The following is a 14,840-nucleotide window of genomic DNA, read 5'->3' on the forward strand; positions in this document are numbered from 1 at the left end:
GTCAATTTAAAATTGGCTATTCGTATCATCTTAACGAAACGTCCATACCCTATACGCTTCACCTTCCTTGAAATCTGTCTTATGCTGCGGCAGTTCCAGAAAGGCTTCGGCCTCCACTAGATTGGCAAAGTCGCCGGAGCCATTCCCCTCTAACGGCGTGGCCAGCAACTGCCCGTGCTCATTTACGGTTAGGGTTACCTGCAAAAAGTATTGCAGCGGAGGCTTAAACGTAACCGCTTGTGTCAGTGCGGCGTGCCGTTGCGGTGATGCCATACCCAGGCACGCATCGAGCCAGGGCAGCATATAGCGGTGCAGGCACATAAAGGTGGATGCAGGGTTTCCCGGCAAGGCGAAAACCAACACACCATTCGCGTGTTTGCCGAACCAGAAGGGCTTGCCGGGCCGCTGCTGCACTTTATGAAACAGCCGCTCTACCGCCAGCGTTTCCAGCACCTGCGGCACATAGTCGAATTTGCCCATGGAGATGCCACCGCTCAGCAGGATCACATCATACTGTTGCAGGCATTCTCTCAAATGCTGCTCTGTTGCCGCAACCTCGTCGGGTATGTGCAGAAGATCGGCGTGGAGCTGGTATTTTTGCAGGGCCGCCTTCACCATGTAATTATTGGACCGCCTGATCTGGTAGGGCAGCGGAGACGCCTGCACCTCCACCAGTTCATCGCCGGTAGAGATCACCACCACGCGCGGCAGTTTTTTCACCTGCAGTTCCGTCGCGCCCACGGCGGCGGCCATACCGACCAGGGCCGGGGTTACGCGCTGGTTCGCCTTGGCGACCACATCGTGCCGCTTTCGGTCTTTGCCCTGCTGGTGTATGTTCTGACCTTGTGCCACTTCCGGCGCCAGCACAGTGGCTGTTCCGTTTGCTATGGTCAGGTCCTCGTAGCGTATCACGGTGTCTGCAGAGGCTGGCAAGGCCGCTCCGGTCATAATCTCGATGCAGCTAGCCGCGTCTTGCAACGCAATGGGCTCCTCCCCGGCTGCCTGCGTTGCGGCGATCGGAAACGCACGCACGCCTTGTGCATAGGCGGCATACCGGATCGCGATGCCGTCCATCGCCACCCGATTGAAGGGAGGCAGGTCCCGGTCGGTTCTGAGGTCTTCGGCCAGCACACGGCCAAGCGCCCGTTCAAAAGGCAACACCTCCACACCAAAGTCTTTAACCTCCGCCTGGATGATTGCTTCTGCTTCTGCTACTGTCACCATGTGTTTCTGTTTTTCAGGATTCTGATCCGCCTATACTGATGCAGGACTTTCGTGGGGATTTCGGTTTATGCTGTTTACTGTATAAAGCTTTCTAACCAGAACAGCGCATTCGTTCAAACTCATATGGCACCCTAAAATCACCCAGTAGGTATAGAACCATACCATACTAATTACCAGTAAACTAACCTATACCAGCTGCCAGCTTGGTTTAACCGCCAATGGTAGCCATTGAGGCGCTCAGCGAAGCCTGGCCTGCGTTGTTTTTCTCCGCTTCCCAACCAGTGGCGTCTTTCAGGCTGATGGCTTTTTCGAGTGCCGCCTGCAGTTCTGCCTCGCTTGCCCCTGCCCGAAGCAGGTCTTTAAAGTTGAGCACGCTGTGGCCGTAGAGGCATGTTTTCATGTCGCCGAGCGGCGTCAGCCTGATGCGGTTGCAGGAGCCACAGAACGAACGGGTATAGGCCGCGATGATGCCCACTGTGCCTTTATACCCCGGTATCTGGTAATTGAAGGATGTTGAAAAAGGCGGATCGACCAGTTTCGTGATGGCTGGATAGGCTGATTTGATGGTGTCGAGAATCTGCGCATGGTCCCAGCTCAGGCTTTTGACGTGTCCCTCTCCCCCGTTAAAGGGCATTTCTTCGATGAACCGCACGCTTACTGGCTTAGACTTGGTCAGGGCCACTAAGGGCAGGATATCGTCGGTGTTTTGTCCCTCCATCACCACCGCGTTCAGCTTCACCTCGATGTTATGTTTCAGCAGTTGCTCCAGCGTGTCGAGTACCTGGGGCAGTTCGTCGCGGCGGGTAATCGCAAAAAAGCGGTTGCGGTCCAGGGTGTCGAGGCTCAGGTTCACGGAGCGGATGCCTATTTTTTTCATCTGCGGCACGAAGGGGGCCGTCAGTACCCCATTGGTCGTGATCGTCAGCTCCTTCAACCCATCCAGTTGAGACAGCTTAGTCAGAAAAGGCATAAACCCCTTGCGCACGAACGGCTCGCCGCCCGTCACCCGGATCTTCTCGATTCCCATTTTCACGAACGCGGCACAGAGGCGCAGCATCTCCTCATACGTCATCAGCTCTTTGCGCGCGAGCCAATCAATCCCCTCCTCCGGCATGCAGTAAAAGCACCGCAGGTTACACCGGTCGGTTACGGCCAGGCGCAGGTAATTAACGGTTCTTCCGTGTCTGTCTTTTAACATGTTGCTAATCTTTGTGCGTACGTGACCAAAAGGCCTTCATTTTTATACTTCCAACTTCTTATGTTTACGCAAACCCGGTTTGTTTGCTCACAATGGTGCAATGCGCTGCACAAACCCTTCGTGCTGCAAAGGCGATCGGGTCTGGAACTCCCGAAACTACCTTTGGCTGTAAAGTTAAACATGCCGCCCGATGTAGACTATCATACATCCGGCGGCATGCTTTTCAGGATTTCAGTTGCGGAAAACCGAGGTGTAAAACAATGCAGCTTCCACTTCTTCGAACTGGATATGGCTAAAAGGCGTGCTAATGCCTGCTTCCTCAGTACGAATACATCTTAATGCGTCACGGCTTAAAACATTGTGGTTCTGCAGGTATGCACCGTCATCCAGCTTATCTCACTCAGACTGTTTTCAGGCCTTGCTGCTCCGCGAACGGCTGGTCATACAGGCGCTTTCCGGTGGCTTTGAAGATAGCGTTTGCCACTGCACCGCCTGTTGGTGGAAGCGCGGGCTCCCCTAGTCCGGTCGGGTCGATGCCGTTGTTCACGAAATGCACATCCACCTCGGGCACTTCTTTCATCCGGATCAGCCGGTATCCATTGAAATTATTCTGCTCGGGGGCTCCGTTTTTAAACGTCAGGTTGCTGTACATGGCATGGCCCAGGCCATCCACAATCCCGCCGCGCACCTGCTGGTAGGCACCGCTGAGGTTGATCACCATACCGCAATCGGCGGCGGCATATATCTTCTTGACGACAGGCTGATTGTCCTGCATCGCCACCTCTCCTACTTGGGCCACATACGAGCGGTGCGAGAAGTAAACGCTAAAGCCCTGGGCGATATCCTTTTTCCTGCCCCAGCCAGATTTCTCCACGGCCAGGTCAATCACGCCTTTCATGCGGTCGATGTCATACTTAACCTCGCCCACGGGTTCTTTTTTCGCTTTGGCAAGCAACTCCAGCCGGAAGGCCACCGGGTCTTTCCCGGCTGCGTGCGCCACCTCGTCCAGAAACGACTGCTCGGCAAAAGCCAGGAAGTTGGTGATCGGGGCTCGCCACGGGCCGGTGGTGATCGGCGACTTGTGGTCTACAGAATCAATCAGCAGGTTGTCGACTGCTCCGGAAGGGAAGTTGTCCTCGCGTGTGGGGTTGCCGGCATTCATACCCACCCCGCGCAGTTTATAGCCGATCATGTTGCCTTTGGCATCGAGCGCAGCCTCAAAACGGTAGCGCACCGCCGGTCGGTATGTTCCCCCGGTCATGTCATCTTCGCGGGTCCAGATCACTTTTACCGGTGCTTTGATCAGGCTGGAAAGCTCTGCGGCCTCCAGCACATAGTCTGCGCTTAGCCGACGGCCAAAGCCTCCACCCAGTCGGGTAAGCTCCACCGTAATTTTTTCGGGTGCTATATCCAGTAGTTTGGCCACCTGGCCGCGCGCCATCTCAGGCGTTTGGGTCGGGCCGACCAGCTCTACCCCGTCTGGGCGTACATGAGCGAAGAAGTTCATCGGTTCCATGGGGCTGTGCGACAGGAACGGGCACTGGTATTCGCTCTTCACCACTTTGGCCGCGCTTTTAAACGCAGCTTCCACGTCACCGTCTTTTCTGCGAACAGTCGCCTCCGGACTGTCGAGCAGCTCTTTGAAGATTCGGTCGTGGTCAGCGCTGCTTTCCAGGGCGGCATCGGGGGTATAGGAAATTTTGAGGGCTTTGCGGGCCTTGTTCACCTGCCAGGTCGACTTGCCCACCACGGCCACGTTGTTCTTGAACGTCACCACATCCACAATGCCGGGCATTGCCTTGGCTGCAGCGGCATCCACCGATTTCAGCTTCATGCCAAACGCCTCGGGGCGCTGGATGACGGCAAAGAGCATTCCCTCACGGTAAAAATCAAGTCCGTAGAGCGGCTTGCCGGTAAGAATCTCATGGTTGTCCACGTTCCGGACGGCCGTACCGATCAGCTTGAAGTCTTTCGGGTCTTTCAGCTTCACATCCGTGGGTACCGGCAGCTTGGCGGCGGCAGTGGCCAAATCCCCATAGCTCAGCTTCTTGCCATTCTTGGGATTCAGCACCATGCCATTCTCTGTTTTCAGGGAGCTGGCAGGTACTTTCCAGCGCTTGGCAGCGGCCTCAACCAGCATTTGCCGGGCGGTTGCCCCTGCCTTGCGCAGTCGCTCCCACGAGTGGGGCACGGCGCCGCTGCCGCCTGTCACCTGCCGCTCAAACTTGGTTGTGTCCAGCGGTGCCTGCACCACCTTCACCTTTGTCCAGTCGGCATCCAGCTCCTCCGCCACAATCATCGGGAAAGAGGTTTTGATGTTCTGACCAAGTTCAGGGTTAGGGGAGAGTATGGTCACGATTCCGTCAGGGGAAAGGGCCAGGTAGCTGTTAAAGTCTAACGTGCCGCTTGCCAGTGCTTTGTCGCTCACCACCTCAAGTGCCGATGCCACTGAACCGGTCCAGCTGAAGCCCAGAAATAGACCGCCACCCGCTGTGGCAGCCAGCTTCACAAAATTGCGTCTGCTTGGTTTAGATAAAGTTGACATGGCTATTTGGTTTTGGTGGCGGCTAAGGCAACTGCCTCGCGGATGCGGTGGTATGTGCCGCAACGGCAGATGTTGCCGTTCATGGCACTCACAATTTCTTCCTCGCTGGGGTTTGGGTTTTTGCTGAGCAATGCCGATGCGGTCATCATCTGGCCTGCCTGGCAGTAGCCGCACTGCGGCACGTCCACTTCTTCCCAGGCCTGCTGCACCGGATGGTCGCCCTTTTCAGACAGCCCTTCGATGGTGGTGATAGGGGCGGTGCCGATGGCGGAGACCGGAAACACGCACGAGCGGACGGCATTGCCATTCATGTGCACGGTGCAGGCCCCGCACTGGGCGATGCCGCAGCCATATTTCGTGCCCACAAGACCGAGATGGTCGCGCAGCACCCACAGTAAAGGGGTATCTGCCTCAACGTCGGCCTCGTAGCGTCGGCCGTTTATTTGCAGCGTATAGGTGGCCATAGAATCTAAAGTATTTAGGTTGAAGTAGTAATATAATATGAAACCGTGAAAAAATGTTCCAAATCCAAAAAAATCAATTCCGTGATTCCGAGGTATGTAGCCGTTTATAGTCTTCCGGTGTGTCAATATCAACTGCGCCTAAGCTAAAAGGCAACGTGGCTACATCCTCGGAGTGGCGGAACAACAGCTTCTTCGCCCCCTCTTTCCCGCGCAGGTACAGCAACTCCTCGAAGTATACCCTGTTGAAAAGCACGGGGGTGCCGAGGGTGCCTTGATAGTAGCAGGCGACAATGCCCTTGCCGCTGCCAGCGTTTGTCTGCACCAGGCTATTCAGCAGGGCGGTTTCGACAAAAGGCTGATCGCAGACCATGAAAATAGCGCCAGTAACTTCCGGTGCTGCCGCCATAAGCGCTGCGAGTCCACAATGGATAGATGCGCTCATCCCCTGTCGCCAGTTCGGATTGTGAACAGTGAGCACTGGTTTTTGAGTGTCGGGCAGGGCTAACGTTGCATCTGGCTGTAGCACCACCACCACCGGCTCACACACCGAATCCAGCGCGACGTCTATAGCGTGGCCCAACAATGTTTTGCCTTTGTACAGCAGTTCCTGCTTGGGTTTCCCCATGCGCACCGAAGCACCTGCCGCCAGCAAAACCAGTCCTGTCATGTATTTCGATTGTTATAACTTTTTCCCCTTGAAATCATTTCTGGGATACCCGAGAAGCAATATACAAAAAAATCCCCTCCCTGCGTGCGGTACAGGTCTGAGTGCTTGTCACATCCTGTTTATAACAAAAGTGGGCAGGAGCAATAGAGGCAAGGTAATTACAGGCGATATACCATACATATACATTTACAAATCAGTTATTTGTAATACACATACAAACTTTTAATTTAAGTAATTTTTGTAAAATGCAGGTTGGAAAAGCAAGCCATATAGACGATTTTGGCCAAACGGTAAATATCCTTTTCCATACCTATACCTCCGATTCTGTAGTCTGATGGTCTCGCGCGATGCTTGTTTCTCCGGCAAATCTCCACTTATATAGCAGAATAAATCTAGTTTAGAAACAATACTTAGCTATATTTAACCGGTAATTTTGAAAACTGCGGCACAGCATTACCCATAGGGGTATAAGGCGCTTCAGAAGCTTTCCATACCGTGAATTTCCGCCAAACGATGGACAGTTATACCCAGATGCTGAGGTATAACGCGTCCAACTTGCGGGAGGCATGCAGTATAAACATCAACATTTAGCATATAAACCAATGAGTAAGTTAGTTATCAGGAGCCTGCAGGAGCTTATGCAGCACGAAGGGGCTGAAATGGGCGTGTCCGAATACCACACGATCACGCAAGAGCAGATCAGTAAGTTCGCCGACGCCACCCTCGACCACCAGTGGATACACCTCGATGCGGATCGCGCGAAAGCCGAGACACCCTTCGGAAGCACTATCGCCCATGGCTACCTTACCGTTTCGCTCCTTCCCTACCTGTGGTCGCAGATCGCGACGATTGAAAACCTGAAGATGCAGGTAAACTACGAGATTGAGAGCCTGCGCTTTAATCAGGCCGTGACCGTGAACAGCGCTGTGCGGCTTCGGGCAAAGCTGCTTTCCGTGAAAGACCTGCGCGGCATCGCCAAGGCCCGCCTAGAGGTGACGATGGAAATCCAGGATAGCAAGAAGCCTGCCTTTACAGGAATTATCACCTTCCTGTATCACTTTAATGACTAACCACAAATCATTGATTAAAAACACACTAACAGCTTAAACTACGCTGCAAAAAAGCTTGCATCCGGTCGTAATGCGATCCTTTCCAGTATACCCGGCTACAGGATTGGCATTGGTAGAAAACAGTGAAGTATTGCCTGGTTTTGGGAGGAAGCTGCGCCAGCACTTGCTCTTTTGCCACCTCTCCAATCGGGCCGTTGCAAACGAGGCAGCGCGTGAAGGGTAGCGCCTTTGGCTTCAGGTCGAAATAGTCCAGTACTTCCTGCAACTGCGCTTCGAGATGCTGCGAGCGGAGCCAGTAGCCCCACTGTATGGCTTTCTGTTTTAGCAAGCCTATGTCGCGAGTGAGGGCAATGCGGTTCTCTGACACGGCGATGCAGGCGATTTCCTGATCGGTGTAATCGGTACGGTAGGCACTGTCGAAGCCCAGCATGCGCAACGACCGGGCGAGCCTGCCCAGATGCACATCGAGCACAAACCGGTCGGGCACCTCCAGCCCATACCTCACAGAACGGGAATCCGGGAACAGGCTGCACCACTTAGCCGGGTATACGGCAACATCATCGCTTGCCTGCAGGGCGTAGTATAACCCAACAGCTTTTCTGTTCACCAGCAGCACATCCACCTCCGGGTGCGGGACCCTAATTGCCTCAAGTGCATCTTTCACGGCCGGACTGCCGGCAAACGCATACCGCAGTGGCTGCCCGCGTTTGCTGGCTGGCAGAAAATCGTTCAAGCTTCCGTAAAATACTACTGTGGCTGACTTTTTCATACCTCTTCCCTTCCCTCATACCGTCCACTCGCTTGAAAGGAAGCGCCGCCACCGGTTGCACCAGTCAACGTGTTGGTGCAACCAGCGGCGGGACTCCCTCTTTGTTTAAGCGTCTACGGCATCATAAATAACGACTTTCGACCACAGCTCTTTGCACCGCTCCACAAAAGCCTTGTGCACCGGGTGTACCTGGTATGTTTCCTGATCCTCGGGGGTATCAAAAATCAAGAGCAGCGACAGGTCATACCCTCGTTCGATGACAGGTCTGTCGGTACTGGCAGGCACACCGATATGTATGGTGCGGATGACTTCGATGGGCTTCAGGCTTTGCAGCCCCTCAAGCAGCTTCGACTTGTCTTCTTCGGAAGCGGCGTTTTTCAGCCAAAAAAACACATTGTGAACAAACATAGTTGATGGTTTGGTATAAAAATGATTGCAATGGCACCGGGCGGCTGCGCGGCGCTTCTGAAAAATAAGGGATATCCGGGCAAATACCAATTCCTATTTTGCGCACGTGGCCGGTATAAACGGATACAGACCGGACCGCACTTCAAAATAGGTGCTTCGTAGCTGTTGGAAAAAGGCCTCGCGGCCATTTGCGATCCGGTTAAATTGTTTTCCTTATTTTCGTGCTGCCATACCCTGTGGTATGGATTTTATAGGGCACCATACAACCATACATACTACGCACCGCATGCAGGACTATTTTGAACTGAAGAAAAACAACACCACGTTGCAAACCGAGGTCGTTGCTGGGGTATCTTCATTTCTCGCTACGGCATACATCATCGTTGTCAACCCGAGTATCCTCAGCCAGGCGGGCCTGCCCTTTTCCGGCGTCCTGACCGCAACGATCATCGTCAGTTTTTTTAGCAGCCTGATGATGGGGCTATATGCCAAAAACCCCATCCTGGTGGCTCCCGGGATGGGCTTAAACGCCTTTTTTACCTATTCTGCCGTGCTGGGCCTTGGCGTTCCGTGGCCAGTGGCGCTGGGCGCCGTGTTTTGGTCGGGGGTAGTTTTTCTGCTGCTGTCTGCCTTCAACATCCGGACATTCATCCTGCTGGCCATACCCCGCACGCTGCGTTACGCCATCGCAGCGGGTATCGGCTTGTTCATCACCCTGATCGGTTTTGCCAACGCCAGGTTTATTGTGTCTAACCCGGCCACTATTGTGGGGCTGGGCGAACTCACCCCGGCGGTGCTCACTTTCCTGGCTGGCCTTCTGGTCACGGCAGTGCTGCTCACGCGCAGGGTAAAGGGCGCGATCCTGTTTGGTATACTGTTTACCACGTTGGCGGCATACCCGCTGGGGCGATGGTGGGGATTGGACGGCACCGCCGCCAGCACGCTGGTAAACTGGCAGGGCCTGTTTTCGTCCCCGGACTTTAGCCTGCTTTTGCGCCTTGATTTTGTGAACTCCCTGCAGTGGGCGATTGTGCCAGTAATCTTCGCGTTTGTGTTTACCGACATGTTCGACAGTATCTCCACTTTTGTGGGCCTGGCCGAGGCCGCCAACCTGCTGGACGAGCACGGCGAGCCCCGCTACGTGAAACGCTCCCTGCTGACGGACGCCGTGGCGACCACCCTGGCCGGACTGGCGGGCTCCAGCCCCGGCACGGCCTACATCGAGTCGGCGGTAGGGATTGAGGCGGGTGGCCGCACCGGGCTGACGGCGGTGGTAGGCGCCCTGCTGTTTCTGCCCTTCCTGTTTCTAGCTCCCCTCCTCTCTATGATCCCGGCCATTGCCACCGCCCCCGCCCTGGTGCTAGTGGGCGTTTTCATGGTGCGACCCGTCACTAAAATCAACTGGCTTCAGCTCGACGACGCTATACCGGCTTTTCTGGCCATGGTCCTGATCCCGTTTGCGTATTCCATCACGCAGGGCATTATCTGGGGATTTCTGAGCTGGACGCTGCTAAAGGTTTTGAGTGGAAAGCGCAAAGAGGTGAGCCTGGCGCTGCTCGTGATCGATGCCTTCTGTATCCTCGCGCTCCTGCTGGCTTGATCTCCCGCGCCGCGTGCTGAAATTCTGGCTTTTGGCCACCGCGATTTACTTGCAGATTAGCCTGCTGCACCCGTACTTTATGGGGTTCGGGCAATAAAAAGTAACGAATTGAAGTTTAAGTTAGTAGTTTTGCGACAACCCGTAACAGTTTACACTATGCAGAGCGCCTACAGAGCGTGTCATTAATTATTTACAACCCAGGCTACTGCGCCCGGAATTTACCCTCATACATATGAAGTCATTCTTTTTACTATCAATCTTTGCGTTATCCTTCACGCTGGCTAACGCACAGGGAACGGCAAAAGAAGGATCTCCTGCCACCAACACGCTTTCCAGGCAATTCAACAACCTGAAGGGCAACGCCAACTCCTATCAGGAAAATAACAAGACCTACAAGGTGGTCGCCGTCACGTCGCTGGACGCCTTTTGGAAGAGTGTCCAGGACACGATCAAGGCCAGGGAAGTTGCCCTGATCAAGGCGGGCAAGTCAACGGAGGAGGCGCTGACGCAAGCCAAGGACAGCATTCAGAAGCAGAACAACCAATTGCAGGAAATAAAGCAGCAATACGCTGTGAAAGAGCAGGAAGTGCAGCAAAGCGCCCACAACGTTGCCAACCTCTCGGTGCTGGGCCTCGACATGGAGAAACAGCATTATGTGTTCCTTAGCTTTGGCGTCATCATCACGCTACTCCTGGTGCTGGGCATTATCATGATGCAGTTCAGAAGCAGCAAACAGACGGCAGTGGTAAAGCAGCGGGCTTTTGATGAAATCGACCAGGAATACAGCGAGTTCAAGAAGAACGCCCGCGAAAAAGAACTGAAAGTGAAACGGGAGTTGCAAACGGAGATGAACCGCATCGAGGAGTTGAACCAGCAGATTATCGCGCTCAAGAAGCAGACACACAACTCATAGGCCTGCTGCCGCAAGCCATACTAATTCCCTGAAAACACAAAGAGCCCGACGCTAGCGTCGGGCTCTTTGTGTTTTCAGGGAATTGGGTCTTCTATTTTTCTACAGGGCTCTGCAGCAGCACCATAGAGCGGGCTTCCACTTTAATGGCTTTGAGCGCATCAAAGGTTTGTGCCTTATTCGGCAGTTTACTCATGGTCGTGTCCAGCACTTTGGTCCACTTTTTCCCATACTTTTTAGGTGGCAGCTTGTAGGAGATCGGCTCGTGGTGCGCATTAAAGATCAGGTAGAAACTATCGTCCTGGATTTTTTCCCCTAAAGGCCCCACGGAACGCAGGCCATGGCCATTCATGTAAACAGCCAGAGACTTCGCGAAATCATGCCCCCAGTTCTCATCTGTCATCTCTTTCCCTTGTGGCGAGAACCAGTGAATGTCCTCCACGCTTCCACCCTTGATGGAGCGCCCCTGGAACCAGCGACGGCGACAGAAGACGGGGTGGTTTTTGCGCAGGTCAATAACCGTTCTGGTAAACTCCAGCAAGTCCTGATCCGCATTTTCCCAATTGATCCAGGAAATCTCATTGTCCTGGCAGTAAGCGTTGTTGTTACCGAACTGCGTACGGCTTACCTCATCGCCGGCCACCAGCATCGGCACGCCCTGCGACAGGAACAGCGTTGCCAGGAAGTTTCGCTTCTGTTGCTCCCTCAGTTCCAGGATGGTCGGGTCGTCTGTTGGGCCCTCTACCCCGTGGTTCCAGGAGCGGTTGTGGCTTTCCCCGTCGTTGTTGTCCTCGCCATTGTCGATGTTATACTTCTCGTTATAGGACACCAGGTCGTTGAGGGTGAAGCCATCATGCGCTGTCACAAAGTTGATGCTTGCCGTAGGGCGACGGTAATCGTCCTGGTATAGGTCCGAGCTGCCGGTGAAGCGCTCGGCGAACTCGCCCAGCATACTGTCGGCCCCGCGCCAGTAGTCGCGTATACAATCGCGGTACTTGCCGTTCCACTCTGCCCATCCCGGAGGGAACTTGCCCACCTGATAGCCTCCCTCGCCAATGTCCCATGGCTCGGCGATCAGCTTCACTTGTGAGATGATCGGGTCCTGGTGAATTATGTCGAAGAATGAGCCAAGTCGGTCAACGGCGTGCAGCTCGCGCGCCAGGGCCGAGGCCAGGTCAAACCGAAACCCGTCTACGTGCATCTCCAGTATCCAGTAGCGCAGGCTGTCCATGATCAGGCGCAGCACGTTGGGCTGCATGGCGTTCAGGGTGTTGCCCGTGCCGGTGTAATCCATGTAATACCGCTTGTCATCGTCTGTCAGGCGATAGTACGCGGCATTGTCGATGCCCCGGAACGACAGCGTTGGGCCCATGTGATTTCCCTCCGCCGTATGGTTGTACACCACATCCAGGATCACCTCGATGCCGGCGCGGTGCATCTCTTTCACCATGTTCTTGAACTCTATCACCTGCTCCCCGAAAATCCCGCTGCTGGAGTAGCGCACGTCCGGCGCAAAGAAACCAATGGTGTTGTAACCCCAGAAATTCAACAGGCCTTTTTCTTCCAGGTAGCGGTCTGTCACGAAGTGATGCACCGGCATCAGCTCGATGGCCGTGATGCCCAGCTCCTGCAGGTATTTTATGGTAACGGGGTGCGCCAGGGCGGCATAGGATCCCCTGATCTCCTCGGGGATATCGGGGTTCATTTGTGTAAACCCTTTGACGTGCGTTTCATAAATGATCGACTTGTAATACGGCACCTTCGGGGGCTTGTCCTCTTCCCAGTCAAATTTCGGGTCCACTACAACCGACTTAGGCACGTAGGGCGCACTGTCGAGGGTGCTGAAGCTCAGGTCGGCATCAGGGCTTTTTACATCGTAGCCAAACAAGGAATCGTGCCAGTTGATCGTGCCGGCGATCGCCTTGGCATAAGGGTCGATAAGGAGCTTGTTGGGGTTGAAGCGATGTCCATTCTGCGGTTCGTAGGGGCCGTGCACGCGATAGCCATACAGCTGCCCGGCATGCACGTCGGGCAGGTATACGTGCCATACATAGTGGGTGCGCTCGGTGATCTCGATCCGGACATGCTCGGTTGTGTCGTCTTTGGAGTTGAAGAGGCAGAGCTCAACGCTTGTGGCATTGTCAGCAAAAAGGGCAAAATTCACGCCTTTTCCGTCGTAGCTCGCCCCTAAAGGAAAAGGGCTACCAGGGTATACAGTTATGTTCATGAATGGGGATATTGGTTGTCAATCTGTCCGCTTTAAAGCGATTACAGTGGTTTTGGTTGTGATATGATTTGTTCTGGCCGCTGCCCAAGATGTGTAGTTGCCTATACCCGACAGCGACTCCTATTATACTTCATACATCCCAAATAGTTGGTTTACCGTGCATACAATGCTCCCGAGAGCGCATGATTCCGGCAAACTAGCTGGGTGTTAGGGCCATATTTTAGCGTAATAGCCCGTTCGCTGTCTTCTTCCCAGAGAATGATTCTGAGCACAAGCAAGTTGCATCTTGAACCGTTACAAGTTTGCCCAGTCTCGGTTGCCCCGGCAGGAACGCGCTGCAACACTGGCCCCCTCCGCAGAGTAAACAGAAGTCTTGACTGTAATGCCATACCCCTTTCCCTATGCCTTTTTTTAGCAAAAGCACCCGAAGCGGCAACGCTCCGAAAACAACCCCAGACCGCTGGCGACGGCGTGCAAGCGGCGTGTCTCCCCAGCGGAAGTTCCGCGCCCGCAATACCCGGCGCCGTGCCACAGACCCCCGCAAAGTGAAGGGCGCGGCAGAGAACAGGCTGAAGAACTTCCGGCAGGCCTCTATCCTGGCTGTCGCGCTTACGGGGCTCATGCTCATGCTGGCCTCCCCGGACGAGGCCGGGCTGGCAGCCCAGGACATGGCCCAGCCAGACGCCACAGCCGACTCGTTGCTGGTGGCCGAAGAAGCGCTGTATATAACCGAGCCAGACACCATAGAAAAAAGCACGTCGATAGGTATGGCCAGCAAAGAGTCGGCCGACGAGGCGCTTGGCGCGCTGAGCAAGCTTTGGGAGAGCTTTTACTTCAACCTACCCAAGTTGCTCATCGCAATCGGCATCCTGGTGCTGGCTTGGCTCCTGACGCGGTTGCTGCGCATGGTCCTCCAGAAGACCCTGGGCCGCTGGCAAAGCTCCAATGCCATCACCACCCTCGTGCTCATTTCGGTATGGCTTCTGGCCATCGGCCTGGCGGTGAGCGTGGTGGCCGGCGACATCCGGGCGCTAGTCGGTTCCTTTGGCCTGATTGGCCTTGCCCTCTCCTGGTCGCTGCAAACGCCGATCGAGAGTTTCACCGGGTGGCTCCTCAACTCTTTCCAGGGCTACTACAAGGTGGGGGACCGCATCCGGGTAGGCGAGGTTTTCGGGGATGTATACCGCATCGATTTCCTGACCACCACCGTCTGGGAGATCGGGGCCCCGTACCAGCCCGGCTTTGTGCAGGCAGAGCAGCCCACGGGCCGCATGGTCACGTTCCCAAACAACGAGATCCTGACCGGCACCGTCATCAACCTGACCGGTGATTTTGCCTTTGTATGGGACGAGCTGAGCGTGGCCATTGCCAACGAATCGGACATGAAGCTGGCCATGGCGGTGCTGGAGCAGGTGGCGACGGGGCTCCTGGGCAATTACATGATGGAGCCCGCCCGCCAGTATGCGCAGTTGCTGCGGCGTGCAGGCTTGCAGGACGAGGTGGCCGAGCGCCCACAGGTGTTCGTGTCGTTGGAGGACTCCTGGACGAATGTCACGATCCGGTACCTTGTAGGCGCGCGCGAACGCAGAAAATGGAAAAGCGAGCTGACGTATAAGATAACCCAGGAGCTGTCAAAGGACGAGTATTTTGAGAAAATCATACCGGTATACCCCCGCCAGCAGGTGCAGTTCATCAGTCCGCAGGGCGTGCCTGTCGGCTCTTCCTACTTCAAAGGGCCAGGCGAAGCCTAAAGCCGCA

General features: G+C 54.9%; 12 protein-coding genes. 4 read left to right on the forward strand and 8 right to left on the reverse strand.

Annotated elements, in window-relative coordinates; translation table 11 throughout:
- Positions 1-30 precede the first annotated feature (30 nt).
- The 5 genes from MKJ04_RS09400 to MKJ04_RS09420 form a co-directional block, all read right to left on the reverse strand.
- On the reverse strand, positions 31-1,224 hold the full coding sequence (locus tag MKJ04_RS09400) for a molybdopterin molybdotransferase MoeA (RefSeq protein ID WP_241641359.1): 1,194 nt from the start codon (positions 1,222-1,224) through the stop codon (positions 31-33).
- Between the two features lie 208 nt (positions 1,225-1,432).
- Positions 1,433-2,422: a GTP 3',8-cyclase MoaA gene (gene moaA / locus MKJ04_RS09405; protein WP_241641361.1), complete on the reverse strand. Its 990-nt coding sequence runs from the start codon at positions 2,420-2,422 to the stop codon at positions 1,433-1,435.
- 400 nt (positions 2,423-2,822) lie between these two features.
- Positions 2,823-4,967, reverse strand: a complete 2,145-nt coding sequence (locus MKJ04_RS09410; protein ID WP_241641362.1) for a xanthine dehydrogenase family protein molybdopterin-binding subunit — start codon at positions 4,965-4,967, stop codon at positions 2,823-2,825.
- A 2-nt stretch (positions 4,968-4,969) separates the two neighbouring features.
- Positions 4,970-5,431, reverse strand: a complete 462-nt coding sequence (locus MKJ04_RS09415; RefSeq protein WP_241641363.1) for a (2Fe-2S)-binding protein — start codon at positions 5,429-5,431, stop codon at positions 4,970-4,972.
- A gap of 73 nt (positions 5,432-5,504) precedes the next feature.
- Positions 5,505-6,098 (reverse strand): NTP transferase domain-containing protein, encoded by a 594-nt coding sequence (locus tag MKJ04_RS09420; RefSeq protein WP_241641364.1) that lies wholly within the window; start codon positions 6,096-6,098, stop codon positions 5,505-5,507.
- Positions 6,099-6,700: 602 nt separating this feature from the next.
- Between MKJ04_RS09420 and MKJ04_RS09425 the strand changes: the two genes are divergently transcribed.
- Positions 6,701-7,168 carry a MaoC family dehydratase gene (locus tag MKJ04_RS09425; protein ID WP_241641365.1) on the forward strand — a complete coding sequence of 156 codons (468 nt, stop codon included), beginning with the start codon at positions 6,701-6,703 and terminating at the stop codon, positions 7,166-7,168.
- Between the two features lie 25 nt (positions 7,169-7,193).
- Here MKJ04_RS09425 and MKJ04_RS09430 read toward each other — a convergent pair whose 3' ends face one another.
- Positions 7,194-7,937 (reverse strand): Mut7-C ubiquitin/RNAse domain-containing protein, encoded by a 744-nt coding sequence (locus MKJ04_RS09430; RefSeq protein WP_241641366.1) that lies wholly within the window; start codon positions 7,935-7,937, stop codon positions 7,194-7,196.
- Between the two features lie 105 nt (positions 7,938-8,042).
- Positions 8,043-8,345: a Dabb family protein gene (locus tag MKJ04_RS09435; RefSeq protein ID WP_241641367.1), complete on the reverse strand. Its 303-nt coding sequence runs from the start codon at positions 8,343-8,345 to the stop codon at positions 8,043-8,045.
- Positions 8,346-8,631: 286 nt separating this feature from the next.
- Between MKJ04_RS09435 and MKJ04_RS09440 the strand changes: the two genes are divergently transcribed.
- Both MKJ04_RS09440 and MKJ04_RS09445 read left to right on the forward strand, forming a co-directional pair.
- Entirely contained in the window at positions 8,632-9,945 is a 1,314-nt protein-coding gene (locus MKJ04_RS09440) for an NCS2 family permease (RefSeq protein ID WP_241641368.1), read from the forward strand.
- A 232-nt stretch (positions 9,946-10,177) separates the two neighbouring features.
- A complete protein-coding gene (locus MKJ04_RS09445) occupies positions 10,178-10,858 on the forward strand; it encodes a hypothetical protein (RefSeq protein WP_241641369.1) in 681 nt (226 codons plus the stop codon).
- 91 nt (positions 10,859-10,949) lie between these two features.
- On the opposite strand, the gene glgX is transcribed toward MKJ04_RS09445, so the two are convergent.
- The gene (glgX, locus tag MKJ04_RS09450; RefSeq protein ID WP_241641370.1) at positions 10,950-13,082 is read right to left on the reverse strand and encodes a glycogen debranching protein GlgX; all 2,133 of its coding nucleotides are present in this window, start codon (positions 13,080-13,082) and stop codon (positions 10,950-10,952) included.
- Positions 13,083-13,483: 401 nt separating this feature from the next.
- Here glgX and MKJ04_RS09455 point away from each other — a divergent pair, with 401 nt between their 5' ends.
- Positions 13,484-14,833, forward strand: a complete 1,350-nt coding sequence (locus tag MKJ04_RS09455; protein WP_241641371.1) for a mechanosensitive ion channel family protein — start codon at positions 13,484-13,486, stop codon at positions 14,831-14,833.
- The last annotated feature ends 7 nt before the right edge of the window (positions 14,834-14,840 follow it).

The organism is Pontibacter sp. E15-1, from assembly GCF_022601975.1.
Lineage (GTDB): Bacteria > Bacteroidota > Bacteroidia > Cytophagales > Hymenobacteraceae > Pontibacter.